Genomic DNA, 25,772 nt, shown 5'->3' with positions numbered 1-25,772 from the left:
AAGCGCAACCAACCTGTCGCCCAGGGACCGGGCGAAAGCAAAGAAGCGGCGAGGACCGATTCGGCCCCCGCCAGCAGCAGCCTTTCCTGCTGCCCCTGCCCCCTTGTCGACGCGTTAACGGGTGCCGGGGATCAAGTCCAGGATCTCATCGATCCCCAGGCAACGTTGCTCCACCTCCAGCGTACGCCCATGCTTCAGGATCCCCGTGGCCACCTCCTTCATCGCCATGTATGCACTGCGCAACATGTGGTTGGCATAGATGACGACGTTGAATCCCGCCTCCTGCAACTGCTCAAAACTCAAATGCGCATAGCTGGTGGGAACGCAGACCAGTGGAACATCGGGATAATGCGCACGAAACCGTCGGGCAAACTCCAGGACCTCCTCGCCATCCTTCCTGCGGCTGTGAATCATGATGCCGTCGGCCCCCGCCTCGGCATACGCCAGGCAGCGCTCCATGGCCTCGTCCATGCCCCGGTCCAGAATCAGGCTCTCGCACCGCGCAATGATCATCATCCCCTGTGGCGCCCTGCTCGCCCGCCCCAGACGAATCTTCTGGCAAAACGCCTCGATTGATTCCTGAGCCTGGCTGACGTCATTGCCAAACAGCGAGTTTTTCTTCAGCCCACACTTGTCCTCGATCACCACGGCACCGACGCCCGCACGCTCGAGCATCTTGACGTGGATGGCGAAATGTTCCGGCTTGCCGCCGGTATCGGCGTCGTAAATCATCGGCAAGGCACACACATCGAAAATCTCGCGGATACCCTGCAACCGATTGCTCGGGGAAAGAATTTCTATATCGGGCAAGCCTCGTTGTGTCGAGTCGGTCAGTGAACTGGACCAGATGGCATCATAGGCCACCCATTGGCCAGGACCGGTTTCCAGGCGTGATTGCTCAGCCAGCAAGGCGGATATCGGACTGTGCACTTCCAGTACCCGCAAGCAACGACGGGTAGCCAACAGGGCGCGAAGGCTGCCCGGACGAACGTCTGCTTCCTGCATACAAAACCTCTCAAAGTCTGGTAGGTAGTGCTCTCGGGGAGCCCCAATCATGAGTGCGTCATGTCCAGGGGGATGACGAATCGATCGAACTCGTCGGGGGAGACGAAGCCCAATTGCTGCGCCACCTCCCGCAAGGATTTCCCCTCGTGATGGGCGGTCTTGGCGATGATCGCGGCCTTGTCGTAACCGATGTGGCGATTCAACGCGGTGACCAGCATGAGGTTTTTCTGCAGGTTGGCCTCGATTCGAGGCAGGTTGGGAGTGATGCCCTCGGCACAATAATCGTTGAACGCGCGGCACGACTCTGCCAACAGGGTGATGCTCTCCAGCACGTTGTGCACCATCACCGGCTTGTAGACATTCAGTTGAAAGTTGCCCTGGCTGCCGGCAAAGGCCACCGTCGCGTCGTTGCCGAAGACCTGGGTGCAGACCATGGTCAGCGCCTCGCACTGGGTCGGGTTCACCTTGCCCGGCATGATCGACGAACCGGGTTCGTTTTCGGGGATATCGATCTCGCCAATGCCGCAGCGAGGGCCACTTGCCAGCCAGCGCACATCATTGGCGATCTTCAGCAGGGCCATGGCCAGCGTGCGGATCGCCGCCGAGGTGTTCACCAACGCATCATGGGCTGCCAGGGAAAAGAACTTGTTCGACGATGCCCTGAATGGATAGCCGGTCAGCTCTGCGATGTGCCGCGCGCACTCATCGCCAAAGCGTGGGTGGGCATTGAGCCCGGTCCCCACAGCCGTGCCACCGATGGCCAGGTCATACAACCCCTGGATATTCTGCTCGATGCCCTTGAGCGTGTAGTCGAGCTGCTCGACCCAGCCACCGATCTCCTGGCCCAGGGTGATCGGCGTCGCGTCCTGCAAATGAGTCCGGCCGACCTTCACCAAATCGGCAAAAGCCTGGGCCTTGGCCGCCAAGGTATTGCGCAGCAGCGTCACCCCCGGGAGCAAGGTTTCGAAGACTTCCGCCACGACCACCATGTACATGGCCGTGGGGAACGTATCGTTCGACGACTGCCCACGGTTGACGTGATCATTGGGATGGATCGGAGTCTTGCTGCCCATCTCCCCGCCGAGCATCTCGATCGCCCGGTTGGCAATGACCTCATTGGCGTTCATGTTCGATTGCGTGCCAGACCCCGTCTGGAACACCACCAGCGGAAAATGCTCGTCCAGCTTGCCGTCGATGACTTCGTCGGCGGCCCGCACAATCGGCAAGGCAACCGACTCGGGCAGTTCGCCCAAGGCGAGGTTCGCCAAGGCTGCGGCTTTTTTCAGAATCCCCATGGAGCGGATCATGGGACCGCCCCAACGGAAGCGTGAACGGCCAATGGGAAAGTGATGGATCGAGCGCTCCGTCTGCGCGCCCCAGTATTTGTCAGGCGCTACCGGCACAGAGCCCATGGAATCGGATTCAAGGCGCATCAGGTTCTCCTGTCATCGTATCGATGACCGTGATCAATGGATTATCGGAAAAGTCGTCGACGCCCCTAGGCCGCAAGGACCGACGCCATCTTGCCCAGATGCTCACAGGCACGAACCACATACTCATTGGACAGTGCCGCAATGCGGCGGTAGTTGATCGATTGGCCAGTGGCCTGGCAGTACAGCGCCAGGGCATCGGTGGCATGACAGAAATGCCGCGCCTCGACACTGCCGCAATGAACGCTGAGAAAGGCTGCGATGCGGTGAGTTTCTCCGGCCGGATAACCGCGTGATTCGCGCAGCCAGCGTTTCCACAAAGGCGTCATCACGTTGTATTCGCCGGTATTGAACAGCTCGGTCAGCGCCATCATTTCCAGAGCTTCGGTCAGGTCCGGTGCGAGGGGGCGCTTTTCCCCCACCCAGGCCGAAAACTCCTTGGTGATAGGGTTCAGGTAGCGGTCCTGCAACCGCCAGTCATCAGAACCGCAGATGGTCGTGGCCATGCGCTGATACAGCTTGGAGTGGTGGGGATGGCCGTGCATCTCCCCCAGGCCCACATCCTCGACAATGATTTCGCCGCAATGCCTGGCGGCTTCGAGCAACGCCAACTTCGACTCAGGCTCAGGCACCGACTCGGACAGTTGCAGGAGGCGCACGATAATACTGGCAACGGCATGGGCCGCCCCGTCAGGACTTCTCCAACCACAAAAGAATGTACACAGCGAAGAGGTCGACCAGGGTTGCGAGGTCATGTCTTCATAACGCCGAGTGTAATCAATCAGCCGATCGGCGTTATTGATGAAACCGTCCAGCAGTGCTTCCACCAGATTACGGTCCTCAACTTCAACCAATGCCTGATTCACGTAATCCATGAATACCCCGTTTGAACTTTCCATATGTTCTCCTGACATTATTTTTATTGAATCAGTGGTTATTCAAGCGTTCGACCGACGACAAAAACTGCACGAAACGAGACAAGCCCTCGACCAACTCTTCAGGTTCGAGTGCATAAGAGATTCTGATACTGGAAGGGTCACCGCAGCCGGATCCGGGCACTACCGCAATATGCGCCTCGGTCAACAACAGATCGCTGAGGTGGTCGACGTCCCTGACCTGTTCGCCGTGATAAAGACCACCCAGCCAGGGGGTGACGTCGATATACAGGTAAAAGGCGCCTTCCGGCGGCGCATAGGTCAAACCGGGCACCTGATCCAGGTAGCTGCGTGCCGTGTCCAGTTGCCGTTGCAGAAAGGGCCCAAGCTGAGCGACAAAGGGTTCGCTGCCCGCGCTGATCGTGGCCAGTGCAGCGTACTGCGAGAGGCTGCTGGGGTTCGATGTGGTGTGGCCTTGCAGGTTGTGCATGGCCGAAATGACCTGGGCCGGCGCACAGGCGTACCCGACCCGCCAGCCGGTGACGGCCTGGCTTTTGGAGAATGAATCGATCAACACCGACTGGGGCTTGAGCGCCGGCAACAACGACAGAATGTTGTGATGCTCGAACGGCTCTCGAGTGAGATTGCGATAACACTCGTCAAACAACACCCACAGCTGATGATCGACCGCCAGTTGGGCGATCTCGAGCAACTGCTGCTTTTGATACACGGTGCCGGTTGGATTGTTGGGGCTGTTGATCACGATCATCCGGGTACGCGGCGTAAGCGCAGCCCTCACGGCCCTGGCGGTCAGGCGATAATCGTCGGGGCGTGTATCCACACCCACCGGGGTAGCGCCTGCCAGACGAATCTGCGTCGGAAACGTCTCCCAGTGAGGGATCGGCACGATGACTTCATCGCCCGGGTTGAGCAGCACCATGCAGGCATTGTAGAGCGCCTGCTTGGCCCCGGCGGTCACCGCCACTTCGCTGGCCGCGAACGCGACCCCGGTACGCTCCGTCACCCGCAGCGCCAGTTGTTCGCGCAAGCGAGGCAGCCCCAGTGGTGGGGTATAGCGGTTGCGCGCCCCCTGGATAGCTTCCAGGGCTCCCGCTTTCATTTGTGCGCTGGCATCGAATGACAACTCGCCGGCGGCGAAGTTGATAACGTGCACTCCGCTTTCCTTTAAAGCGTTGGCCTTACTCCGCATACTGGAAGTTCCAGGAGGCGTTAATTGCAGCGCGCGTTGCGACAGACAAAACCGAGGAGCTGATAATTCATTATTATTCATTGTATACCTGCACGTGTGCTCATCACTGTCATCAAGTGCCCCTTACTTCGGTGCATTGACAGCTTGATGACAACTTGACGTACAAGCCAATACTCTTTCAGTCGTTATTGATACTTGCCGTGGATTGAATCCAGGCCTTTCTGTACCCACCATGAAAGAGGCAAGGTCAATAACAAAAGTGCCGCCAGGCCGACCACCGCAATCGGAATACCGGTCACGTCTCCCAGGCCACCAAACAGCACCGGCGCCAACGCCCCTCCGCCAATGGTGCCGGTGTAGAACAAGGCAAAGGCATGGTCGACCCTGCCTTCACCGGCCAGGTCCGGCACCGCGCCATACAGCACCGATGAAGTGCCATTGAGAGCCAGGCCCAGCAACGGCAACACCGCCATCAGCCCCAGGTATGGCAGGAACAAGGCCATGATGATCAGGGTGGCCGTGGTGAACTCCGTCAGCCATACGGTTTTCATCATCCCAATCCGTGCGCCCAGGTAACCGCAGAACAGCTTGCCGAACGCCCCGCCGACAAACAACATCGTCAGGGCCAGGCCAATACCGGCGCTGCCAGCGCCCTTGGACTGGAGCAGGAACGGCAGGAACGTCAGAAAGCCCATGCGTACCGCGCTATCGAGGGTGCCGGTCACGATCATCGCCCGCAACCCGCTGGCAGAACCCTTGCCGTCAACGGACTTGGTTTTTTTCGCCTGCGCGCTGCTCGCGGCCGACGGAATCAACCACCACAGCCACAGCGCCACAGCGAGGCCCAATACGCCCACCCACATCACGCTGGCGCGCCAGCTGATCACCGTCAGCAACAAGCCGACAAGACCAGGCACGAGGGTTTTGCCGATATCACCGGCGAAGTTGTACTGTGACAGCGCCTGCTTTACCCCACCGCCGGGCTCATAGGCATCGGTGATCAGCGAGGACGCCAAAGGATGCTGGGTGCTGGCACCCAAGCCGCCCATCATCAGCGCCAACAGCAAAACGCCGAGCCCACCGGCATACCCCGCCACCAGGTACGCCAACCCAGCCAGCAGCGTTCCCCCGACCAGCAGACGCTTGCGCCCCCAGCGTTTGGCCGCGCGACTGGCGAGCAATTGAAAGCCGGCCATCATGGCCGAATAGGCGCCCCGCAACAGACCGACCTGGGCATAGCTCATGGCGAATTGTGCCTGCCATACCGGCAGCAACACATAGATCACGTCCGTCAGCCCGTCGTGGATGGCATGGGCACCACAACCGGCAAACAACACACGGCGGCGCCTGGTCGCGTCCTCGGCGGTTACTGCGGGCGTGGGCAACGGCTGCGCGAGGTCATTCATGGTGTCGAGCCAGGTACTGGGCGCAATCGCGCATCACCACCGCCTTGCGCTGCAGGTATTCGCCAAATATTTCCTGCGCTGCCGACTTGACCACCGCCACGTCCATCACCTCGACAAACTCCTCAACGGCCGCCACCGCGTGAGCAAAATGATTACTCTCGGTGCCACCGGTATGCACGGTCACCCAAGCCACCGTGGACCTGACCTTTTCGGCAGGTACACCCATGTCACGCGCGATCCACTGTTTGAACAGCGGATGAATGAACTCCACCTCGCCATGGGTGTAGACCTCATGAACCAGAGTTGTCAACAACCCTTGCAGCAGATCACGGTCACGCAGGCGCTGCATGTCCGTCCAGTCCTTGAAAGCTTGTGCCGAAGGCAGGCAGTTTTCCTTCAGCAGCCATTGGTCATCACCACAGAGCGGCGTTGCCATGTTGTAGAACAGATCCGCATGCAGAATGTTGCCCAGCGCCCCCAGGTCCTCGTCCGTGATCCGCTGCAGGTTGCCGCACACCCGGTACAGCCGCTGCGCCGCCGCACTGTCCTGTTCGGAGCGTGCCAGCAAGGTAATTCGATTGGCCAGTCCGGACACGCTGGCAGCGGAGTTGTTGGTTTTCGACCAACTGGCGAAGAACCCACGCAACGCCTGCGCGTCGTGACGACGAGCCGTCAGCGCATGAAATGCCCCTTCGATATCCACCAGTGCCGCTTCATGACTGCGAAACGCATCCAGCAATGCCTGCTGCAGAACACCGGCATGCATCAGTTCCAGCACCGGTTCCACCACGTATAACAACTGGCTTTGCCGGGTCAGCGAAGTGCTCACGGTCATCTCACTTTTTCCTTGTTGGATGGTGAATCAAGCGTATTCAGGGGCGTGCTTGCTACAGTGGGCAGCGCGGGCAACAGGGCAGGTTTCCAGCAAGTCCAGGCAACGAACAGCGACAACAGCTGGAAGACAACGATCAGCGCAACGCAGCCCGGCCACCCCCACTGCTCCCACAGGGCGCCTGGCACCCAGGCACCAAAACTGCCGCCCAGGTAATAACTGGTCAGGTAAAGCCCCACCGCGCCGGCCTTGTTGTAGCGCGCATGGCTGGTGGTGAAGGCATTGGCTGCGGCCTGGGCCAGGAATACCCCGGTGGAACTGAGCGCCAGGCCCAGCACGATCAGCCACAAGGCCGGTGACAAGGTCAGCAGCGAACCGGTAACGCCCAGCCAGGCCGCGATTTTCACCAGCTCCCCCTGCGGCCGCGCCTTGCTCAAACGCCCGGCGATGGGGATCACCACCAGCGCCAGCAGGAACACCGCGTAAATCGTCCCCAGCGCGCCCGAGCCCAGGGAAAACGGCGCCTGGCTCAAGTGCAAGCCGGCATAGGTAAAGGTCGCCACCTGCGAAAACAGCACACAAAAGCCGACGGCATAGGCCGCCAACAACGGCCTGCGCCACAACTCGCCCGCCGTGACCGCACGATCGACCGAAACCGGCGTGGGCAGCACAGGGTTACGCGGCAATAGCCACAGGATCAGCGCACCCATGACCAGACTCAACGCGCCCAGCAGGGTCAGCGCCAGGCGCCAGTCGGCATATTCGGTCACCAGGCCGGTCAGGAAACGGCCGCAGAAACCACCCAGGATCGTCCCGGCGACATACACGCTGGTGACCTCGGACACGGCGCCACCGCTCCAGCGCACACCGATGTAAGCCACGCTGGTGGCAAACACGACAGGGATGAGCATGCCCTGCACACTTCGCCAGAACAGGAACTCACTGAATCCGCTGGCCCAGGCCGCCAGTACCGCGGGCAGTGCCAACAACATCGCGGCCAGCGCAATCACCCGGTGTTGCGCCGCACCAGCAGTCAACCGACCCACAAAGGGCGCGGTAATGGCCACAGCCAGGGTCGTAACGGTGATACTCCAGCCAGCCTGCCTGGCAGAAACCTGAAAGGCCCCGGCCAACTCGTTGAGCAGCCCCTGGGTGGCATACAGGTTGAGGAAAGCGGCGCACCCAGCCAGAAACAAGGCGATTCGAGGGCTCATAAGAAAATTCGTAATACTTTTAAACAATTTATAAGATAGGCGACGAATGGTTCCAATACCTATTTCCGACCGATTGATACCCAAGGATGCACATGATCGATCTGCGCCGCCTGCGTTACTTCCTGACTGTCAGTGACGAGTTGCACTTCGGCCGCGCGGCATCGCGCCTGCACATTGCCCAACCACCGCTGACCCGACAGATCTCGGCATTGGAAACGGAGCTGGGTTTTCGCCTGTTCGATCGCAGCACCCGCAACGTCACCCTGACCTCCGAAGGCCGCCACTTCCTGCCCTACGCCCGTGCTGTCATGGAACAGGTCGATCTGACCACCGCCATTACCGGCAAGCTGGCGGCAGGGTCTGCTGGCCATCTGGCGGTCGGTTATGCCAGCTCCATTGCCCTCTCGGACATTTTCAGCCAGACCATCCAGGCGTTCTGCACGGCTTTTCCGGACGTCCAGTTGAGCGTGGAAGAAGGTGCCTCCAGCACCCAATGGGCGCACATTATCGAAGGCCGCCTGGATATCGGCTTGAGCCGCATGCAACCACCGGGTGATGACATCGACGTCCAGGCCATATGCCTGGACAACGAACCGCTGGTGGCGGCCATCGCCAGCGACAGCCCCCTCGCCCGGCAGGAACAGGTGACGCTGGCCGAACTCAGTGCCTATCCCTTGATCGCCTTCCCCGCCGACTACGGCTCAGGCTTGAACGAGATCGTGGCAACGCTCTATCGCCGCCATGCGCTGACGTGCCGCCCGGCGCCCACCGGCAAGCAGATCACCTCGATCATCGCCCTGGTCGCCGCCGGCCGTGGCGTCGCCGTGGTGCCCCAGTGCACCCAGACCCTGGCCAAGCGCGGCGTGACCTATCGGCCCCTGGCGGAGCCAGAGGCCACCGCGCCCCTGCTGGTGCTGACCCGCAAACGAGAACGCAGCCCATTGGTCAGCGCGTTTGTCGAAGTGATCAGGCAGACGATTGGGGTGAGGTGATTGCAGTTATCCGTTCGCTCACTGCTCATCGCCAGTGCGGCCGAGAAGCAGGCGCAGGTATCACGTGAAGTTGACCGTAACCCTGTGCCCCATTCAAGCGCCAAACATGAGCACCGACTGAACAGTTTTTGCGCGCCGTGCCAATATCGAGGTACAACATACCGATTGATGCTTCTACCGAATGACGAATTCTCAAGGGACTAGCAATGACGCCAGCACTACCGACGGCGAACTTCAAATCTCTCGGATGCGCCGAGTGCCGAAACCTTGAAGGTCTCGGCTTCGAATTTACGATGGCCTTCCAACCTATCTTCAATGTCCGAACAGGAGCCCCTTACGCCTATGAGGCGTTGGTGCGTGGACTTGGCGGTGAGTCCGCTGCAAGCATTCTGGGACTGGTGAACGATACCAACCGATACCGCTTTGACCAGGCCTGTCGGGTCAGAGCGATCGAACTCGCGGCACAGCTCGGCCTCCCCGCCATTCCTGACTGCAAGCTGAGCATCAACTTTTTGCCGAATGCGGTGTACAGGGCTGAAACGTGCATCCGAGCCACTTTGGAAGCTGCGCGGCTCTTCGAGTTTCCCGTCGAACGCCTGATGTTCGAGGTTACCGAGGGCGAGCGCGTGGATGATCCGGATCACCTTAAATCCATTTTTCAGGAATACGAGCGCCAGGGGTTCACCACCGCGATCGACGACTTCGGATCAGGCTATTCCGGCCTCAACTTCCTGGCGATGTTTCAGCCTCAGGTGTTGAAGATCGATATGGCCCTGACGCGGGACATCGACAAAGACCCGGTACGCCGCGCTATAGTCGAAGGCATCGTCCTGGTTTCAAAACGGCTGGGCATTACAGTGATTGCCGAAGGCATCGAAACCCTTGAGGAGCGAGACGCCCTTTTGGACCTGGACGTTGATCTGATGCAGGGTTATCTGTTTGCGAGACCTGTGATTGGGCAGTTGCAATCAATGCCTATGGAGCTGATCCAGCTATCTCGTATCTGAAGCTTGAACGAGATCGTCGCCGTCATGCGCTGACGTGCGCCCGGCGCTCACCGACAAACGGATCATCTGGATCCTCGCACGGGTTGCCGTAGGCCCTGGGCCAAGCGCGGCTTGACCTATCGGCCATGGCGAAGCCACCGCCCCCCCTGCTGGCGCTGACAGGCGAGAGCGCAGCCCATTGGGCCGCGCTTTTGTCGAGGCGATCAGGCAAACGATTGGGATGAGGTGATTTCAGTCATCCGTTCGTTCATGGGGCAGAGACACGCTCAACCGACTGCATCAGCCCCGGCATGTCTCGCCACCTGATCCACGCCTCGTTCTGCCAGTGCAACAGACTGACAGCATGACCTGCCCAGTGCAGCGAGCTGAGGCTGGGGCCCTGCTCGGCGATGCCTGCCTGGACATTTCTCAATGCGGGAATGACTTCATGAGTCAGCCACCTGCGCAGGTTTTGGTTTTCCGGGATGTGATGATGAACCATCAAGGCGTAGACGCCCGACTCGCTGACCATCAGGGTTTCCTGGATGACCCCGTGATAGTTCAGCCAGAGCATCCGCCGCTGATCGCTGTCGAGTTTGCGGGTGAGGCGTTCGTCCAGCGAACGCCCCATCAGGCGCCCAAGGTCGATCACGCTGAACCAGGCTTGTGATTCCAGTATCAGGCCGTGAATAAAACGGTTGTGACGGGTGAAGCGGGTAGATTCGAAGTGTTTGTTCATGTGGATACGTCCGACTAGTCGTGTTTGAAGCCGCAGTGGCGGCTTTGCGTATTCCAACTAGCCAGGACGCCAATCCTGTATCGCTGAAATCGAGCGATTCCTTGACCCTAACGCCTAATGCGCCGTCAGAGATAGCGGATAAACGAGCACGTATCGTACGAAAAGTCTTGGATAGCGCTGTAAACCACCCAGAAACGAAAAAGCCCCGAAAATTCGGGGCCTTGACGGTGTGCAATATGGCGGATGCGCAGAGATTAGAACTCTTCTATAAGGAGGAGCCCCATGAGCCTTCGAGCTAGCCTATCTCTTGTCTCGCTGTGAGGCACCATAACCCAGTAACTACGGGGCTTCCAGCATATTATGAAAACAAAATTCAAAAGATGCAACTAGCTGCATCTTATCCCTGACAGTCCTAGCAAGCGACCAAAATCCCCAAGGGCCGAAACGCCATCCGCTCATTAAATCCGTTACCCCCAAAGAGCCAGCAGCCGATATAGGACACGTCCCGAGCGCAATCCGAATACCCACAGCAATGACGCCCCCTCCCCCAAGCCGATTCTCCGAAGGGTCAATAGTGGGTCAAATCGATATCTACAGTCTTATCCAACTGCAAAAGCGTCGCCGGGCTCACTGGAGTCCCTAGGTCGATGGCCCCTTTGGCATCCGTGAATATCACGATTGCCTTCCTTCCCGTTTTTGAGCTCGGATAGATCATTCCATCAATACTTTTCCCGTTAGGGGTTTGATAAATATGACGGAAATACTCAGTGACGACCTGCGTCGGTACGTAGTCCGCATGGGCCCTGTCGCTTCGCTCGATAGGCTTCATGAAGTCCTTGATGAAGTCGCGCATAAATCTATAGTAAGGGCGGTCGCGCTGCTTTTTAGGGTCAAATAGGCTAGGTACGATGAATGATCTGGTCAGGTCGATTACGTTGAGACTACGGACTGTGGAGAATTCGCCACAGACAGCCTTTTTACCGGCACCAGAGCCCGATTCATAAGTCTCTCGGACTGCCGTATCTAGGTCGAACGCACCGTAGAACATCGGAATACCGACCGGACTCATTCGGTTGGGCATCGTAGCAAACTCATGGGGCGGAGCTCCCAGCTCGGCTGCAGTAGCTAAGGTATTGGACTGGTCGGTGATCCTGACCCGATGAATTTTCTGCCCCACAGGCAGTGTGTCTATAAGCCCCAGTTTTTTTACGATGCTTCCCAGCGCCTCTAGGATGTCGACCGGGTTCATTTCGTCGTGCTGGAACTCATCGTACCTAGGGTTCTTAACCTTATAGAACACGAAGCGCGCGGTGTGGATTATGAACTGGCAAAAGCCTTTCCAGCCATAAGAGAGAGTCTGGTCGGCTGTCATAGAGTATGGTTGCCGCCGGCACCAGCCATAGTCATCTATCGACCCGGCGATAAAACTCAATATCGACTCTGGACAGTCTGGGCCGACGATGTCCAAGAGTTCACCGAGGTCGTATACCTGGCCCTGCCACCCGCCTTCACGCGTCTCGTAAGGCAAGCCTTCGTTGGATGGTTCCCCCCATTCCAAATGCAGACTTTGCAAAGTATGGGAAATCACATCGTTCATTGAGCAGACACTCACAGCCCTGTGACAGAACGAACAGCTGCCTGGCTTGCGACGTAGACGGATGAATTTTTGAAGCCCCTCATCTTTGATGCACTTGCCGCACACGAAGCAGTCGTCAACATACGAGTATCCTTGCTCCATCTGCTCAATCATCTGCTTTTTGGCCTGTCCCATGCTGTACGCCTTCAATGTGTTCAAAAAAGATTTATCATGCCGCGAGGAACGTAACTGTTCGATACTGACCTAGTATCGGCGCTCATGTCGCAGTCATTTTCCGAAATCATCCAGTGCTGACACGCTACTCTCCCGCCAATGATTGACTCGACAGCAGCCCCGCCCAGCGCTAGTACACTCGTACCATGGCCTAGCTGGCTACCGTTTAGGGTGTGGATCTAGGATTGGCAACTAGTGGTTCGGTAGCCACCTAGAGGGTTTGCTGCAGTGCTTGTTCGCGCAGAACTAGGATTTCAAGGCAACGCTCAATGAACTCAAGCTCCTCACCCAATTCAGCGGTGCGCGCTCTCTAGAGCCTTCAGCTCTGTTTTCTGCTCCTTCTGCACTTCTCCCGGCGCCCTGATGTAAACCCGAAGCTTCCCGGTTGCCTAGGGTAACTGTCGAGATCACTAGGAACATCATATGGCGGTGTCATATCCTTACTCGTACTCCGTTGTACCAGTGGCATGACCATAGGTTTGTGCTCGGCAGGAGATATGCGAAAACGCAACACAGGGCTCACTTGGATTCGGCAAAATTCAGACCTGCCTCTACACGCTGTTAAGGAAATTCGCTATGCCGGGAGCTAGACCTGTTTTGGGGCTTTTCGAGAATGAGGACGAACTGCGTGATTACTTAGCAGAGCGCCTGACTATAGTTGAGCCGCAGCTTACGCTGATCACAACAAATTTTGTCGTCGAGAACCCAGCAGGCTCAAGCGGCGCCTTCGACATACTTGCCAGAGACCGATTTGGCAATTTTGTGATCATTGAGGTCAAGCGGAGCGAACAGGTCGCACGACAAGCTCTCCACGAGTTGAGCAAATACATCGCATTGTTCATGGAAGATCAGAAAGTGGATAGCCATAGAATCCGCTGCTTCGTGCTGTCAACTCACTGGCGAGAACTGGATATTCCTCTATCGTTCTTCGCTGATTACTGTCCAGTGCAGGTTAAAGGTTTTGAGATAAAGTTGGAGAACCAGGCTGTTGTTGCCGAGGAACGAGCCCTCCCCAAAGTGAGCCTTCAATCCCGTCTGTCGCCAGACATGCGTTTCTATTATTTCGCCTCTGCAGAAAACCAACAAGACTTCAACGTCGACCTTCAGCGGGCCTTAAGCAACTCCCAGCATGTACGTGCTGCCGTGATCGTCATGGAACCGATTGGCAAACGCGAACGCATGTCCCTGTTATGCGTCTGGAGAGTGCCCGACAGGGTCATTGAGGATGTCAAAACGCTGACATTTAATCCCGATTTCCAAGAAGAAATCTACCTGTATTCAGGATGGGAAATTGAGACCGACCTTTGTGACTGGCTGGAAGATCAGAGCGATAAATCCGAATTCGTTTTTTACTCAGACACACGGGCAACCCCTGAGAAAGTCGAGAATCAGAAAGCTCATCATCACTATGCTCAACTCGTGAAACTGGGAGACTGGCCTCGCAATGATCTTGTGAATAATCTTGATGAGATCATGCGTTGCTTAACAGCCAAAGACGTAGATGCCAGGTCGACTCGCTCCAATCGGTACCGTTTTAGCAAAGCGTCCAGCAAATCCACCGGCAAAGCTTGGAGGTATGCATCAGAAGCATTTGCGTCCTTCATCGGACATACCTCATTTTGGCTATCAACATACCAACAGATAGTCTCGGAAATCCCAGGGGACGCGATTGTTGAGTTTGAAGGCTATGACATGAGGCATTTCTACTACGCGGTGCACCAAGGGAATGAGTACCCAAACGCAGAACTTTCAACTTTTGGTTTAATTATAAAAAATGATGATATTCACGTCACAGTTGAAGGTGGGTGGATGTGGGACGGGATCACTCGACCTCAAAATGCGCTCGCCAATATCGAGAGGACATACGGAAGTCTGCCAGGCCTATGGCATATGATCGGGAGCGCCGTGGATCAAGATAGGTACGAGTCAGTACATGAGGAACATGGCTTCTTTCCATATGTGCTCGTCCAAAATCTTCATGTCTCAGAAGCGATGCTGTACGGTCCGGATGACTCCCCAACACATTGCGACAGCCCAAAAAAATTGCGTGCTTTCATTGCCGCGAACCCTGACTACTGTGCCGAGATTTCAGCATGCCTGGAAAGTATCCCTCGCAATTTTGCGACGGTTGAATGAATTTTGCTCTGTAAGCGGTTCAAAGGGCAGTTGCATGAGGCCGACACCCAATACCATCGCCATAGTCATTCGTATGCCCGCAAGCAGGTGCAAACGATAGCCCGGGCATCTATCGAGTCCATCACCGACACCCACTTGAGCGGTCATGCCACCGCACCTATCTACAAACAGTTTCTGGAGTTGATGTGTCGATTATTGAAAAAACCACTGAAGCCCTCATTGGAAAATATTGGCCACTAGTCTGCGCTACTGCCTTGGACGCGACAGCGCTAATCCAATCCCCCCGGTCGTTTTTCAAGACCATGAAGGGACGATCAGCTTTTTGCCCCAACGCCTGGTTTTTTGGGATCTTTGTTGCAGTGGGGCTTGGTGTCATCAGTTTGCCGGCGCTGCGGTTGGCAGGTGTTGAGCCTACGTACGAACTCGCAGCCGTGATGACATTCATCAACTGGCTGCTGATCCTGATCTATGGCATCTGTTTCGCCGTGGCTGCACAATTTCTGAGATCCAAGCAAAGTCTGATGGTTACCATCAATACGTTCTTTTTTCTCTCAGCCTACCTGGTAGTGCTCAAAATTGTCGAAGGCCCCGCGCTCGGCGCTCGGTTCGCTGGGATGCTTGAAACTTGCATAACACTGGACTACTCGCAAGCAGTGACAGCTGCGATCAAAAAGAGCCAGACGTACATCAGCGCAAACGAGCACGTAGGCTGGGGCTATCTTGCTTTCACCGGATTGATGGCTTGGGCTCTGAAGGTGCTGCATGATTTTGGGTGGATCAGAGCATTGATCGCTACTGTCATCGGGATGGGCCTACTGAGTACCGTGCTTGCCAAGCTTCAAGAGCCCATTATCGCTCAGATGGTATGTGCCTACGGTCAGGGTTCCTAGGTGTTTGGTCCCGGAATGAGGAGGCGGTGGTTTTGGCACCGCCAAGCGGTCTATTTGGCACCACCAGAGAATCCGGGCGTTAGAGCGGAATTTCGGTGCTAAACAGGCCGCATATCCGGGCGATATACTGGCTAAAAGGGAAAAATGCCTGAGCGCGGCATTTGGCACTAAAGCAAACATAACTTACTGATCTAAAACAGTTTATAGAACAGCATGAGCGGTTTTTTTAGTGCCAGATCCACCGTCGACTTACACACTCCAGGCTCACTCGGTGCCCATCGCCAATGCCTCGACGAATAGACTCATCAGATCCGGCGGGTAAACATCCTCGTCACATCCAGCCAGCTCAGCCTGCGACAGCCGTCGGCATGGGTCTGCTCATTGATCAACTACACCTTGAAATGATGGCTTGCTGCCGGTATTGATAAGGCCCACCCATTCGCTGGCAAGGTGAAGCATGAAACTTGATGTGACGATCGAATACGGCGCCAACGCTATCGACATCCCGACGATGCGCGACATAACTACTACCGAGTATGCATCCTATATCGATGGCGACCTGTTCTTCGTCGATCACCATGACGTCTTGAGGGCTGTGCTAGGCGATTATCCGATTGCAACTACGGCGACTCAGGTTGAACACCTGATCACTTACCTGCAAGGTGTCGCACAGCGGATGCGCAGCGCAGAGTAAGCTAAGCAGCCCGGATCAGCTGCAGGTGCCTCACCTCATGCTATGACAGCACCAGGCCCGGTAGGCTCATTCGATCGCCCCAGTCGGGTTGCTTGGTTGTCATAAGTTGTCTCAAGTAGTACCAAAGTAGGTATTGAGTTAGTGGCGTAATGCCGCTATTGATGTGGATCCAATCTTGAGAGTTCCACAATGAAAAAAGTGCTAGACCATGCCTCAGAGCTGCTGAAAGACGATCAGCTTCGATTCTATAACCTACAATCAGGCAGTCAGGCTGACATCTCGAAAATGATTGAGTTGGTTCGAGACGTAGCTCAGGCCCGCTACCGCGCCACGTTACCGTCGATTGAGCAACTAACGTTGACGGAGAATGATGGATTTTCCATCGAAAACCCTGGAGACCTAATTGCACTGTTGTTTGAAACGGTGGTGCGAATTAATCGTAATGTCGAACTCTGGTACACCCCTGGTGCTGGCGGAGCGCGGGGAGAAATCAACACCACACTGAACAACTTTAGCCATGGTCCGAGTTCAATGGGCGGCTCACCTGACGAAGGTGTAAAGGCGACAAAGTATTCGGAAGCCCTGCAGAAGTTGATTCACATCGTGACAAACCGGCGCCCATTCTAGATTCTTGATGCCGCTGAGCGGCAACAAGGGCGCTTTTGTGCCGCGACACAATTTGCTGATTCGCGAAACGTGTCGCGACTTACTGACTCACCCGATCAACCGCTTCCAGTGCCTTGTCCGCCGCCTGAGTGGCAGTCGTTGCGGCCTTCGATGCCTTCTCTACGGCAGTGCCTGTCTTTCTGGTCAATTCGTCCAGGCGCTTGTCGCGCTCGTTCATAGCAGCGGCATACGCACTGCGGATTTCTTCGACCTGCATCGCCTGCTTCTCGGCAAGCGACCAGTAACAGGCCTGATAACCCAGCACAGTACCGCCGGCGACCAGCACAATGGCGATCGCCCATACTTCTGCCCGACGCCACCAGCGGCGAGCAATGAATTCCATCGCGCATCTGTCCATCACACGGCACCTCCAAGCTTGTTCCGCAGGCGGGTTATCTCGTCGCTCTGCAGGGTCACTCGCTCCGTGAGCTGGGCGACCTGACTGGTCAGTGCTTCAATCTTCCCCTCCATGCGGCCAACCGAAGCGGCCAGGTCGTTGCGCTCTTTCGCGAACTGATCGGCGCGGGACTCCGCTTCCTTCCTTGCGGTTCGCTCTGAGTCGAGCAGTTCATTGAGACGGCGAACAGTGCCGATATCGGCATTGTCCATTGCCCGGTCAGCGGCATCCTTCGAGAGGAATTTCCGCAACCACAGCAGCCCGCCGAGTATCACCGTGGCACTACCGCCCAGCCAGGTAGCCGTGCCTGGGCCGAGGTCAGTAGGATCCATCGTCGCTCCATGAAGAATTGGCCCCGCTGCACTCCCAGCTCGGAGCAATGGGTGTGGGGAACCGAAAACGAAAAGGCCCCAGCGAATGCTGAGGCCCTGAATAGGTGCGCTCGTCTTTCCGAGCTGTCGGCCAAAGACCATCCCAGCGTCGACGCCCCAATGCATCGATCTCGCTGGCCTGGCCACGAGCCACCTTTCAAGCATGGTGTGAGAAAAGGCGCTCGGGCTGCCGGTGTTTTCCCGTGTCACTGCACTACCGGCTTATCAGTGTCCAGATCCCCCAGAAGGCCGCCCTGGCTACGGTTACGCACAAAATTCAGGCAATAAAAAACCCAGCTTGTTGGCCGGGTTCATTTAACAACTTGCCGTAGGCAAAATACTAACTATGGCGAAATGATGCCGTCAGCCGTGCGGGAAGTCAAGCGTTACAGACCTGCTACCTTAAGCTCAAATCTTACCTGGCCCTTAAAGCCTCGCGCATCAAGACTAAAGCCCGCTCTTGTTACGTTATCGATAGGCAAAGGAGCGCATCCGGTGAATTGGACGCTCAATAGTTCATTTGGGAATGCGATTGGTAAGGTAACGTCCAATTTCATGCCCCCACTCAATATGAATTTCAATTCCTGAACCAAGACTCCGTTCGTATACCTTCTGTAATGAGTTTCCTTGACGTCAGTAGTCAGAGTGGGTGGGGCCGAAGACTCGGCGAGTACAACCTTGAAATTACCTACGCTAAGCTCTTTTATCCGTTTGAAAAGCTCTCCAAAAAAAGCACCTCCACGTCCACGGTTCAAGTAGATAACTGATGCCGCGATCGTTAGCGCAAAGGGCCACACGACTGCTTCCACTACCTTGGCTGTAAACTCAAGATTATCCACTAAGCCACTTCCTTCATATCGTAAATGACAGCCGCAATCGGGCTCAGCGCCATCCTATCAAGGTCCTCGCAGCACTCGAAAGCGCGCTGCACGAAGGGCTCCCAGTCGCGCGCCCAGGCGCACGACTCCAGACGACAACCCATCTCGGCGTACAACCAAGACCGAAACTTCTCCGGGCTGGCCATTGGATCAGCATTCGTCGACTGTCCACCTTGGTGCATGTACTGATAACGACGCATCACCCCCTTCACCACGTACTCGAGCTTTTCCCGCTTGGCAGCGGTCATCCGTGGCGATCTGGTTTGCACCAGGCGGAACACCACTTCTTCAGCTGCTTCGCGAATGTCGTCGCTCTGCTCGGCCGCGTACATGAAGTCACCGAATACACGTATCTGCGGATGAAGCCGGGCGATCACCGACTGAATGTGCCCAGCCAAGGCTCCGTGTACCGCGTGATTGGCCGTAGGCCCGCGCTCTGTGGTCTGCACCACCACGCCTACCAGCTCTGCGATCTCCCGCGACGACATCGTGCGCGCCACGTTTTCGCGATCGCCATTTCGTGGAGCCAAGCCGACGGGGCTATTGATCTGTGTCTGTGTTTGCATATAATTGGTCCCACATCTGTGTTATCGAATCAGCCGACCTCGTCCGTCGGCTTTTTTGTGCCTGAGTGATTCCCGGTCCGCTCGCATAAATAGTGCGAAGCCACTGCTCCAGAACCACCAATCCCTGCCCGCCTGCCGTCACAAAAAGTTTTCGCATGTGGAATCTTTCGGGTCGCTGCAGGCGCCTGCCTGGCACTGGATAAAACTCCAGCGACTTCAGGTTTCTTACCGCGCAGGCCAGGAAGGTCGATACTGGCCACATGGAATAGCGGATGGACCCGGCTCTTACGCCGCAAGCTCCTCCCAGGGGAACGACGGGCAAAGCGCCTCCTTCTTGAAAGCGCCGGCAGTCATCTTTTCCGCTCGCTTGGCAACCAATGGAGACATGCCGTGCTTTTCACGGACCCAGCCGGAAACGGTGCTTTGATCGACGCTCAGTTTTTCTGCCGTGGCCTCTTGCGTGCCGAAGAAGGCAACGAGGTCCTTGTAGATAGTGTTCATGCTGCCCCTCCATACGGGAATACCCATATGGTATGGTTATGGGAATACCGATTTGCAAGGATATGGGAGCGCCCGTAATACTCCCGAAATGGAATTCAAAGACCGCTTAAAAGCTGCCCGCAGGCATGCCAATCTCAATCAGACCGAGCTTGCTCAGAAGGCCGGGATCACCCAGACCTCGATTTCCGACCTTGAGCGCGGAAAATCGAAGGCCACCTCGCACCTGGTGAAAATCGCAGAGGTATGTGGCGTCGATGCCATGTGGCTGTCTGATGGGGCCGGCTCTATGCTCGCCTCCCCCAGAGAGGAAGCCAACGTCACCATGGCCGCCCAACCTGCCAAGTCATTCAGGTATCCAGTAGTCAGTTGGGTTGCCGCCGGCTCCTGGGCCGAGGCGGTCGAGCCCTACCCGGCCGGTATTTCTGACACCTATGAATACTCGGAATACGATTCGAAGGGTCCGGCGTTCTGGCTGAAGGTCAAGAGCGACTCGATGACGGCGCCGGCCGGCCAGAGCATCACCGAAGGCACGCTGATCCTGGTGGACACCGAGGCCGAGGCACTGTCCGGCAAGCTGGTGGTGGCCAAGCTGCCAGACAGCAACGAGGCGACATTCAAGAAACTGGTGAGCGACGGTGGGCAGTGGTTCCTGAAGCCGCTGAACCCTGGGTACCCGATTCAGCCTTTCAACGAGAACTGCCGGATCGTGGGTGTGGTGGTGCAGGCACTGCAGAAGTTTTACTGAGCAGACAAGGAGACAAGCCCTACACTTCTAACCAAATCCAAAAAATTCAGCGATACACGCCATCTGAGGATTCTGCCCCATTCTTGCCCCCCCGTTTGAGCAGGTGCCATGAAAAGGATTAGCACGCAGCAACGCATCAGAATGGGTCGAATTCGTCGCTTCAGAGAGGCCCAGAAAGCAAGGAATGCTCCAGCACCGCAACGCCGGCGTACTAAGACTGCATTGGCTGTGGCCAAGCCAAGATCGCTTGCAGCGCCCAAGCAAATCCGCCTGCTAGATAACGAATGCCGAGATGATCTGGTGGGTTTTCTACGATGTCTTCGAAAGGCTGCCACCCAGGGCGGCCGTATACAAATTGATTTCAAGAAGACGGAAGTGGTTCATAGCTGCGGTACGCTCCTGCTAGTGGCGGAAATCGACAGGATGGTGCGATCGGTCGGCGCTCATGTTATTTCCTGCACCTATCCAGAGAATGAGAATGTAGAAAAAGTATTCCAGCAAATAGGTCTACTCAGGCTCCTGGGCAAAGACCACCGCCTGGAAATTACAGAAGCAGATCATGATGTCTACCACTGGCGTTACGCCAGCGGAATTGACGTTTCGCCTCTCCAAGCGGACCCCATCCTAAAAGGGATCAAAGCCCAAATCCCCAAAAGCTATCGGAGGGTTGTCGTTGGTGTTGAGGAAGCTATGGATAATTCCGTTCACCACGCCTACATTGAGTTGCGCGGCGATCGGCTGAGTGGTAAGGATGAGGAGGCAGATGCGAGACGATGGTGGCTTTTTGCCGAGGTACTGGACGACTGGCTCCACGTGAACTTTTGCGATCTTGGCATCGGGATCCCTCGCAGCCTTCCGAAAAGCTGGACAGAGGAGGCAGGCGACATAGTCACGCTTGCACTCTCTAGCGCAAAAAAGGACGTGAGAATGATCAAGCGTGCGTTTGAGGTGGGCCGAACCCGCACAGAGCTTATGCATCGAGGAAAAGGTCTCAAAAACATCGCCATGGCAGCAGAGGAACTCGGCGGCGTACTCACAATCCACAGTAATGCCGGCTGCATCAGGAAAGATTTCCGGCCTGGGAAGCTCCCCCCGAGGAGCTATACGTATAAACGCTCGATTATGGGCACAGTTATTCAGTGGTCAATTCCACTCAAAAAGTAGGTATGGAGAAATGAACGTGGGCTCCATTAGCGTTAAGAAACAATTTAGCGAGTACCCAGCCGGTCGGTACCGCCGAGACGGAAAATACTCCGGAGAGGTTTTTCGGGATGACTTTGTCGCTCCATTTCTCAATAGACACGACGTTGTGGAAATTGATTTGGATGGCGCGATGGGCTATGGCTCATCGTTTCTAGAGGAAGCATTCGGTGGGCTAGTGCGGAATCACCACATGAAACCAGAGGTTTTGAGAAAAAAGCTGAAATTCAAATCCAATGATGAGCCCTCCTTGATCGATGAAATTTGGATTTACATCAATGACGCCAACGCCTGAATCTGGAGGGGTCGAGATCGGGGATTGGCCTACTTGGGGAGCATTCATTCTTGCAAGCATCAGCTTGGCCTGGCAGTTTTTCAATGAATGGAGAAGTTCTCGGAAGCAAAAACTGAACTACTCCCTGAGCCGAATCGAAGCGATAATGTCTATCGTAACGGAGATTCGCACTCTAGCTATGAGCTACTGGCTCCAGCCCGAAAATGTCAGCGCAAGAGATGGTTTGATGCTGGTACAGCATCTTCGGGAGCTGTCTGTCTCGGTATCTCGATACGAAAAGATTTTGTGGCACGGTGCCAGCACCGATGTTCTGCGGTTGAAAGTTGAGACCACCGGCGCAAACTTCCAGGTCGCCAGCCGAAGCCAGCTCCCACCCGACGACCCATTCATCAAAAAATTCATGGCTACTGCTGCCGACCTAGATCGTCGCCTTAAAGACCTAAAGGATGACCTAGAACGCTAGCAAGCTTTGCCTTCACCAATCTCTTGGTTTATTCAAACCAATTCTCCAGGGCTCGGCCCAGCGCAGGGCTTCTTGTTTCCGGCCTACCACACGAGGCCACTGACATGGTGGCACCAGACCTCAACTGGTAACATGCTCACTCCTGACATGGAGTGTTTTTGATGAAGATTGTCGGCCTACTGTGCCTTGCTCTCGTTTGCTTTGTAACGTTTCACATGGGGAACCTCGACGGCGGACCCCGTAACGGAATTGGCATTCTTGCACTGATAATTTTCTTTCCCTCTGCCCTTACACTGTACTTCTACCCCGCCATTTGTGCTGTCAATGAGCACCCGAAAGCTGCCGCGATCTTCGCCTTGAATCTCCTGGCCGGATGGACCCTTATAGGATGGGTCGCAGCTTTCGTATGGGTACTCAGCAGGCCGACTCCGATTGAGCGCGCAATGGCAAGTGGAATTCCAGCATCGATCTATCAAGCGCCAGCCCCTTCTACAGACATGAAAGACTACCCCTATTGCGCAGAGTCAGTGAAAGCTGCAGCAATCAAGTGCAGGTATTGCGGGTCAGAACTTGACCCAGCCTGAGCTACCAGGTCAAGAGAAGCCCGCCAAGCGCGGGCTTTTTCATGTCTGAATGGATCATATTACAATCTAAATATGCATAAACGCATAAATATCTAGCCTGTCCCATTGCCAAGCTGGAGCCTTACAAATACTGTTCATAAATACAGTATCGGTAAGGAATACCACATGCCGCACCTTGCGTTCACAACCAGCAAACCGCCCTCCTCCTACGAGTCCGTGGGCCGGCGCCTGCAATCCCTCATCGCCTCACCCAAGGTCCAGAAAGTCCAGGCGGTGACCGTTGCCAGGCTTGAACACGAAAACCCGGAAGACTGGCAACGCCTGCTGGACGAAATCAGTGAAACCGCTGGTGTGAGAGTGGAATCCCTGGGAGCCGACCAGGTCAGGATCGGATGGCGAGAGTACTGCGACACATAAATGAGCCCGCTGAGCGCGGGCTTTTTATCGCCTCCAATAAAAAATATGGGAACTCCTATATTCCACCTCAAGCCAGCACCCACCCCGCCGGCCAGCAGCGAAAGCTGCGCCGCTCTTTACACAACCTGACGTGACCACCTCGACGCACCCGGGCAGAACCTGGGTCGGAACAAGCTAAGTCGTCGACCACGCAGCCTCTGGATAGCTGCCGGACCTCACTCATTGGGGGACGCCAAACCAAGCAGCCAGCCGGGAAGAACACCGTCCACGAAATGTGTGACCCGGCCAGAGAGAGGACTCCGGCACCGCGCATGGGGAGGAACAAACAACAGAGGAGGACCCTGCCAATGAAGTAGCAAGCCCAGCCGGAAAACGGACCGGCACCCCGCGACGAACTGCCCTACCTATCTGCGCCGCCGAGCTGCAGTTGACTGTCGCGTAGCGAATATCTGCACCCGATGACCATCACGCTGACTCCGACTGACGCGTGATGCGAGGGAAGCTCAAGGCCGAACACATGAAGCGCAAAGCCGTCGGTGGCAGAGCGCAGCGGACATTGTTGACGCAACAAGCCCGGACCGTCGCCAGTAGCGGGTCCGGGGTTTCACCAGGTGCCATTCCATGAGTGGCATCTGGGAAACCACTGGAGGAACACGTGATGAACCAACCGGCAATTGAACCCGTGAAATGCGCTCGCTGCCGCAAGCCGGTAGAGAAGCCGATCTACCGAACCATCTACTTCATTGGCTTCGACCGTGGCAGGCGGGCGTCGATGAGCGAGAGCCTGCCGTTCTGCAGCGATGAGCACGCCAGTCACGAGCAGATGAGTCGTGAAGGCTGACGATTTCACTGGCTGGCCTTCTGCCGAGGGCCAAACGGGAAATCAACCAGGAACCGAAACATGGACACGACGATCGTCAACGGCGCATGGAGGGGCCACTTGGGTCGCGGCCTGACGCCGCGGGAGCTGCAGTTTCTGCTGTGGATTGCCCAGGGCTTCACCTCAAAGGAGATTGCCCGGGAAGCCGGCATTGAAGCCGGCACCGTCAAGAAGCGTCTCACCAACGCAATGTTCAAGATGGGCGTTATCACCTGCCAGGGAAACAAATTGCCTGGCTCGCGAACAATGGCTGGCAGTACCTGCTGACCGGCGCACGCCGTCCAGTAGTCGGACGGATCTACGCCCGGCTGAAACTGGCTGGAGTCAGGCCCACCGCGTCTAATGCCGTCGCGGAAACCTGGGCCCTCGACCTTTCGCGCGTGGGCTAGTAGATGCGACCGAAAAAACCTCAGAACCGAGATCTTCCGCCGCGCATGCTGCGGAGGATCCGCAAACGCAAGAAAGGCCCTGACTACATCTGCTATTTCTACTCAGCAAAAGGCACAGATGGCAAACAGGTGAAAATCCCCCTGGGCACTGATCTGGACATCGCGAAAATCGAATGGGCGAAGCTAGACCGCAAAGCGGTCCCGAAAGTCATGAAACTGCTTGGGTCGATATTCGATCGCTACGACAGGGATATCATCCCAACCAAAAAGGCCAGCACCCAGCGCGAAAATCGACTGTCATTGAAGCAACTACGGGCCGCTTTTGCTGATGCCCCGCCAGAGGCAATTACCCCGCACGTCTGTGCACAGTACCGGGATGCGCGCACCGCGAAAGTAAGGGCCAACCGAGAGCTGGCCTTGCTCTCGCACATCTATAACATCGGCCGGGAGTGGGGAGTAATCACCTGCGACAACCCTGTTACAGGCGTTCGCAAGAACAAGGAAACCCCCAGGGAGTTTTATGCGACAGAAGAAATTTGGTCGGCGGTATATAAGAAAGGGGCTTCCGAGCTGCGCGACGCAATGGACCTGGCTTACCTGAGTGCACAGCGCCCTGCTGATGTCCTGTCGATGCGCGAAACGGACGCCACCCTGGATTATCTGCAAGTCAGCCAAGGGAAAACCGCCAAGAAGCTGCGGATCAAGCTGACCAACGCCAATGGAGCGAATGAGCTTGGCACCTTGGTTGAACGCCTGCTGCGGCAACGCAAGGAACGTGGCGCGAGAAACCCATACCTGATTGTGACTGAAGATGGCCGCAACGTCACAAAGGCCATGCTGCGCCTGCGATTTGATGAGGCCCGCCGGCTTGCAGCAGCGACAGCAATCGAGGCACTCAACCACAAGCTAGCTGCCGACATCAAGTCGTTCCAGTTCCGCGATATCCGACCCAAAGCGGCCAGCGAGATCGAGGACCTGGCCGTCGCCAGCAAGCTGCTCGGACACTCCGACAAGCGCATTACGGAGACTGTTTACAGGCGCGTCGGGGAGATTGTTTCGCCGACGAAATAGGCCTCAGAAGCACTATAGTTTCGGAACGCCTGCAAAAGTTTCGGAACGTTTCCTTGAATCGATCGTCAGAGCGAGCGCCGACCAGAAACGAAAAAGCCCCGAAAATTCGGGGCTTTGACGGTGTGCAATA

The 25,772-nt window shown here is 56.4% G+C and carries 28 protein-coding genes and 1 pseudogene; 16 read left to right on the top strand and 13 right to left on the bottom strand.

What is annotated here, in order from left to right; genetic code table 11:
- Positions 1-114: 114 nt before the first annotated feature.
- From aepX to BLU37_RS18050, 7 genes are all read right to left on the bottom strand, one after another.
- Positions 115-1,005 carry a phosphoenolpyruvate mutase gene (gene aepX / locus BLU37_RS18080; protein WP_090207224.1) on the bottom strand — a complete coding sequence of 297 codons (891 nt, stop codon included), beginning with the start codon at positions 1,003-1,005 and terminating at the stop codon, positions 115-117.
- Positions 1,006-1,052: 47 nt separating this feature from the next.
- Complete coding sequence (gene fumC / locus BLU37_RS18075) at positions 1,053-2,441, bottom strand: class II fumarate hydratase (protein WP_232000520.1); 1,389 nt, start codon at positions 2,439-2,441, stop codon at positions 1,053-1,055.
- Between the two features lie 62 nt (positions 2,442-2,503).
- Complete coding sequence (locus BLU37_RS18070; protein ID WP_090207218.1) at positions 2,504-3,334, bottom strand: hypothetical protein; 831 nt, start codon at positions 3,332-3,334, stop codon at positions 2,504-2,506.
- 28 nt (positions 3,335-3,362) lie between these two features.
- On the bottom strand, positions 3,363-4,484 hold the full coding sequence (locus BLU37_RS18065; RefSeq protein ID WP_232000332.1) for a pyridoxal phosphate-dependent aminotransferase: 1,122 nt from the start codon (positions 4,482-4,484) through the stop codon (positions 3,363-3,365).
- A gap of 221 nt (positions 4,485-4,705) precedes the next feature.
- Positions 4,706-5,926: an MFS transporter gene (locus BLU37_RS18060; protein ID WP_090207212.1), complete on the bottom strand. Its 1,221-nt coding sequence runs from the start codon at positions 5,924-5,926 to the stop codon at positions 4,706-4,708.
- On the bottom strand, positions 5,919-6,761 hold the full coding sequence (locus BLU37_RS18055; protein ID WP_090207209.1) for a hypothetical protein: 843 nt from the start codon (positions 6,759-6,761) through the stop codon (positions 5,919-5,921). The genes BLU37_RS18060 and BLU37_RS18055 overlap by 8 nt, the downstream gene beginning before the upstream one ends.
- Positions 6,758-7,972, bottom strand: coding sequence for an MFS transporter (locus BLU37_RS18050; protein ID WP_090207207.1), 1,215 nt, complete (start codon positions 7,970-7,972; stop codon positions 6,758-6,760). The genes BLU37_RS18055 and BLU37_RS18050 overlap by 4 nt, the downstream gene beginning before the upstream one ends.
- A 92-nt stretch (positions 7,973-8,064) precedes the next feature.
- Between BLU37_RS18050 and BLU37_RS18045 the strand changes: the two genes are divergently transcribed.
- The gene (locus tag BLU37_RS18045) at positions 8,065-8,964 is read left to right on the top strand and encodes a LysR family transcriptional regulator (RefSeq protein ID WP_090207204.1); all 900 of its coding nucleotides are present in this window, start codon (positions 8,065-8,067) and stop codon (positions 8,962-8,964) included.
- A 206-nt stretch (positions 8,965-9,170) separates the two neighbouring features.
- Positions 9,171-9,971 carry an EAL domain-containing protein gene (locus BLU37_RS18040; protein WP_090207201.1) on the top strand — a complete coding sequence of 267 codons (801 nt, stop codon included), beginning with the start codon at positions 9,171-9,173 and terminating at the stop codon, positions 9,969-9,971.
- A gap of 247 nt (positions 9,972-10,218) precedes the next feature.
- On the opposite strand, the gene BLU37_RS18035 is transcribed toward BLU37_RS18040, so the two are convergent.
- Both BLU37_RS18035 and BLU37_RS18030 read right to left on the bottom strand, forming a co-directional pair.
- On the bottom strand, positions 10,219-10,689 hold the full coding sequence (locus BLU37_RS18035) for a BRO-N domain-containing protein (protein ID WP_090207199.1): 471 nt from the start codon (positions 10,687-10,689) through the stop codon (positions 10,219-10,221).
- Positions 10,690-11,257: 568 nt separating this feature from the next.
- The gene (locus BLU37_RS18030) at positions 11,258-12,460 is read right to left on the bottom strand and encodes a HEPN-associated N-terminal domain-containing protein (protein ID WP_090207196.1); all 1,203 of its coding nucleotides are present in this window, start codon (positions 12,458-12,460) and stop codon (positions 11,258-11,260) included.
- A gap of 615 nt (positions 12,461-13,075) precedes the next feature.
- Between BLU37_RS18030 and BLU37_RS18025 the strand changes: the two genes are divergently transcribed.
- The 4 genes from BLU37_RS18025 to BLU37_RS18010 all read left to right on the top strand — a co-directional run bounded on the left by BLU37_RS18025 (position 13,076) and on the right by BLU37_RS18010 (position 16,846).
- Complete coding sequence (locus tag BLU37_RS18025) at positions 13,076-14,635, top strand: endonuclease NucS domain-containing protein (protein ID WP_090207193.1); 1,560 nt, start codon at positions 13,076-13,078, stop codon at positions 14,633-14,635.
- Between the two features lie 185 nt (positions 14,636-14,820).
- Positions 14,821-15,525, top strand: coding sequence for a hypothetical protein (locus tag BLU37_RS18020; RefSeq protein WP_090207190.1), 705 nt, complete (start codon positions 14,821-14,823; stop codon positions 15,523-15,525).
- A gap of 457 nt (positions 15,526-15,982) precedes the next feature.
- Complete coding sequence (locus BLU37_RS18015; protein ID WP_090207187.1) at positions 15,983-16,219, top strand: hypothetical protein; 237 nt, start codon at positions 15,983-15,985, stop codon at positions 16,217-16,219.
- Positions 16,220-16,408: 189 nt separating this feature from the next.
- Complete coding sequence (locus BLU37_RS18010) at positions 16,409-16,846, top strand: hypothetical protein (protein WP_090207183.1); 438 nt, start codon at positions 16,409-16,411, stop codon at positions 16,844-16,846.
- A gap of 79 nt (positions 16,847-16,925) precedes the next feature.
- Here BLU37_RS18010 and BLU37_RS18005 read toward each other — a convergent pair whose 3' ends face one another.
- From BLU37_RS18005 to BLU37_RS17985, 4 genes are all read right to left on the bottom strand, one after another.
- Positions 16,926-17,243: a hypothetical protein gene (locus tag BLU37_RS18005; RefSeq protein WP_090207180.1), complete on the bottom strand. Its 318-nt coding sequence runs from the start codon at positions 17,241-17,243 to the stop codon at positions 16,926-16,928.
- Positions 17,243-17,614, bottom strand: coding sequence for a hypothetical protein (locus BLU37_RS18000; RefSeq protein ID WP_007965015.1), 372 nt, complete (start codon positions 17,612-17,614; stop codon positions 17,243-17,245). Before BLU37_RS18000 ends, BLU37_RS18005 begins: the two co-directional genes overlap by 1 nt.
- 877 nt (positions 17,615-18,491) lie before the next feature.
- On the bottom strand, positions 18,492-19,019 hold the full coding sequence (locus BLU37_RS17990) for a hypothetical protein (RefSeq protein WP_232000518.1): 528 nt from the start codon (positions 19,017-19,019) through the stop codon (positions 18,492-18,494).
- 363 nt (positions 19,020-19,382) lie between these two features.
- A complete protein-coding gene (locus tag BLU37_RS17985) occupies positions 19,383-19,598 on the bottom strand; it encodes a YdaS family helix-turn-helix protein (RefSeq protein WP_090207174.1) in 216 nt (71 codons plus the stop codon).
- 88 nt (positions 19,599-19,686) lie between these two features.
- Here BLU37_RS17985 and BLU37_RS17980 point away from each other — a divergent pair, with 88 nt between their 5' ends.
- From BLU37_RS17980 to BLU37_RS17940, 10 genes and pseudogenes are all read left to right on the top strand, one after another.
- The gene (locus BLU37_RS17980) at positions 19,687-20,343 is read left to right on the top strand and encodes a LexA family protein (RefSeq protein ID WP_090207171.1); all 657 of its coding nucleotides are present in this window, start codon (positions 19,687-19,689) and stop codon (positions 20,341-20,343) included.
- Between the two features lie 108 nt (positions 20,344-20,451).
- On the top strand, positions 20,452-21,507 hold the full coding sequence (locus BLU37_RS17975) for an ATP-binding protein (RefSeq protein ID WP_090207168.1): 1,056 nt from the start codon (positions 20,452-20,454) through the stop codon (positions 21,505-21,507).
- Between the two features lie 10 nt (positions 21,508-21,517).
- The gene (locus BLU37_RS17970) at positions 21,518-21,838 is read left to right on the top strand and encodes an STAS-like domain-containing protein (RefSeq protein WP_090207165.1); all 321 of its coding nucleotides are present in this window, start codon (positions 21,518-21,520) and stop codon (positions 21,836-21,838) included.
- Positions 21,822-22,301, top strand: coding sequence for a hypothetical protein (locus tag BLU37_RS17965; protein ID WP_090207163.1), 480 nt, complete (start codon positions 21,822-21,824; stop codon positions 22,299-22,301). Before BLU37_RS17970 ends, BLU37_RS17965 begins: the two co-directional genes overlap by 17 nt.
- 161 nt (positions 22,302-22,462) lie before the next feature.
- A complete protein-coding gene (locus BLU37_RS29950; protein WP_197678396.1) occupies positions 22,463-22,885 on the top strand; it encodes a superinfection immunity protein in 423 nt (140 codons plus the stop codon).
- A 165-nt stretch (positions 22,886-23,050) separates the two neighbouring features.
- Positions 23,051-23,302, top strand: a complete 252-nt coding sequence (locus BLU37_RS17955; RefSeq protein ID WP_090207160.1) for a DUF1654 domain-containing protein — start codon at positions 23,051-23,053, stop codon at positions 23,300-23,302.
- A gap of 658 nt (positions 23,303-23,960) precedes the next feature.
- Positions 23,961-24,143, top strand: coding sequence for a hypothetical protein (locus tag BLU37_RS17950; protein ID WP_090207157.1), 183 nt, complete (start codon positions 23,961-23,963; stop codon positions 24,141-24,143).
- A gap of 60 nt (positions 24,144-24,203) precedes the next feature.
- Positions 24,204-24,389: pseudogene (locus BLU37_RS17945) on the top strand (helix-turn-helix domain-containing protein); the annotation flags it as partial.
- 5 nt (positions 24,390-24,394) lie between these two features.
- Positions 24,395-24,571: a DUF4224 domain-containing protein gene (locus tag BLU37_RS30135; RefSeq protein WP_456239034.1), complete on the top strand. Its 177-nt coding sequence runs from the start codon at positions 24,395-24,397 to the stop codon at positions 24,569-24,571.
- Positions 24,572-24,574: 3 nt separating this feature from the next.
- A complete protein-coding gene (locus tag BLU37_RS17940) occupies positions 24,575-25,642 on the top strand; it encodes a tyrosine-type recombinase/integrase (protein WP_090207153.1) in 1,068 nt (355 codons plus the stop codon).
- The last annotated feature ends 130 nt before the right edge of the window (positions 25,643-25,772 follow it).

This window comes from Pseudomonas asplenii, assembly GCF_900105475.1.
Classification (GTDB): Bacteria; Pseudomonadota; Gammaproteobacteria; order Pseudomonadales; family Pseudomonadaceae; genus Aquipseudomonas; species Aquipseudomonas asplenii.
The sequence above is the reverse complement of the archived record's forward strand: the minus strand, read 5'-3'. Positions and strand labels throughout refer to the sequence as shown.

Bases quoted from the DNA above. Each gene is read 5' to 3' on its own strand.
- aepX (WP_090207224.1), bottom strand. From the start codon at position 1,005: ATGCAGGAAGCAGACGTTCGTCCGGGCAGCCTTCGCGCCCTGTTGGCT.
- BLU37_RS18070 (WP_090207218.1), bottom strand. From the start codon at position 3,334: ATGGAAAGTTCAAACGGGGTATTCATGGATTACGTGAATCAGGCATTG.
- BLU37_RS18060 (WP_090207212.1), bottom strand. From the start codon at position 5,926: ATGAATGACCTCGCGCAGCCGTTGCCCACGCCCGCAGTAACCGCCGAG.
- BLU37_RS18055 (WP_090207209.1), bottom strand. From the start codon at position 6,761: ATGACCGTGAGCACTTCGCTGACCCGGCAAAGCCAGTTGTTATACGTG.
- BLU37_RS18050 (WP_090207207.1), bottom strand. From the start codon at position 7,972: ATGAGCCCTCGAATCGCCTTGTTTCTGGCTGGGTGCGCCGCTTTCCTC.
- BLU37_RS18045 (WP_090207204.1), top strand. From the start codon at position 8,065: ATGATCGATCTGCGCCGCCTGCGTTACTTCCTGACTGTCAGTGACGAG.
- BLU37_RS18040 (WP_090207201.1), top strand. From the start codon at position 9,171: ATGACGCCAGCACTACCGACGGCGAACTTCAAATCTCTCGGATGCGCC.
- BLU37_RS18035 (WP_090207199.1), bottom strand. From the start codon at position 10,689: ATGAACAAACACTTCGAATCTACCCGCTTCACCCGTCACAACCGTTTT.
- BLU37_RS18030 (WP_090207196.1), bottom strand. From the start codon at position 12,460: ATGGGACAGGCCAAAAAGCAGATGATTGAGCAGATGGAGCAAGGATAC.
- BLU37_RS18025 (WP_090207193.1), top strand. From the start codon at position 13,076: ATGCCGGGAGCTAGACCTGTTTTGGGGCTTTTCGAGAATGAGGACGAA.
- BLU37_RS18015 (WP_090207187.1), top strand. From the start codon at position 15,983: ATGAAACTTGATGTGACGATCGAATACGGCGCCAACGCTATCGACATC.
- BLU37_RS18010 (WP_090207183.1), top strand. From the start codon at position 16,409: ATGAAAAAAGTGCTAGACCATGCCTCAGAGCTGCTGAAAGACGATCAG.
- BLU37_RS18005 (WP_090207180.1), bottom strand. From the start codon at position 17,243: ATGGACAGATGCGCGATGGAATTCATTGCTCGCCGCTGGTGGCGTCGG.
- BLU37_RS18000 (WP_007965015.1), bottom strand. From the start codon at position 17,614: ATGGATCCTACTGACCTCGGCCCAGGCACGGCTACCTGGCTGGGCGGT.
- BLU37_RS17990 (WP_232000518.1), bottom strand. From the start codon at position 19,019: ATGTCGTCGCGGGAGATCGCAGAGCTGGTAGGCGTGGTGGTGCAGACC.
- BLU37_RS17985 (WP_090207174.1), bottom strand. From the start codon at position 19,598: ATGAACACTATCTACAAGGACCTCGTTGCCTTCTTCGGCACGCAAGAG.
- BLU37_RS17980 (WP_090207171.1), top strand. From the start codon at position 19,687: ATGGAATTCAAAGACCGCTTAAAAGCTGCCCGCAGGCATGCCAATCTC.
- BLU37_RS17975 (WP_090207168.1), top strand. From the start codon at position 20,452: ATGAAAAGGATTAGCACGCAGCAACGCATCAGAATGGGTCGAATTCGT.
- BLU37_RS17970 (WP_090207165.1), top strand. From the start codon at position 21,518: ATGAACGTGGGCTCCATTAGCGTTAAGAAACAATTTAGCGAGTACCCA.
- BLU37_RS17965 (WP_090207163.1), top strand. From the start codon at position 21,822: ATGACGCCAACGCCTGAATCTGGAGGGGTCGAGATCGGGGATTGGCCT.
- BLU37_RS29950 (WP_197678396.1), top strand. From the start codon at position 22,463: ATGAAGATTGTCGGCCTACTGTGCCTTGCTCTCGTTTGCTTTGTAACG.
- BLU37_RS17955 (WP_090207160.1), top strand. From the start codon at position 23,051: ATGCCGCACCTTGCGTTCACAACCAGCAAACCGCCCTCCTCCTACGAG.
- BLU37_RS17950 (WP_090207157.1), top strand. From the start codon at position 23,961: ATGAACCAACCGGCAATTGAACCCGTGAAATGCGCTCGCTGCCGCAAG.
- BLU37_RS17940 (WP_090207153.1), top strand. From the start codon at position 24,575: ATGCGACCGAAAAAACCTCAGAACCGAGATCTTCCGCCGCGCATGCTG.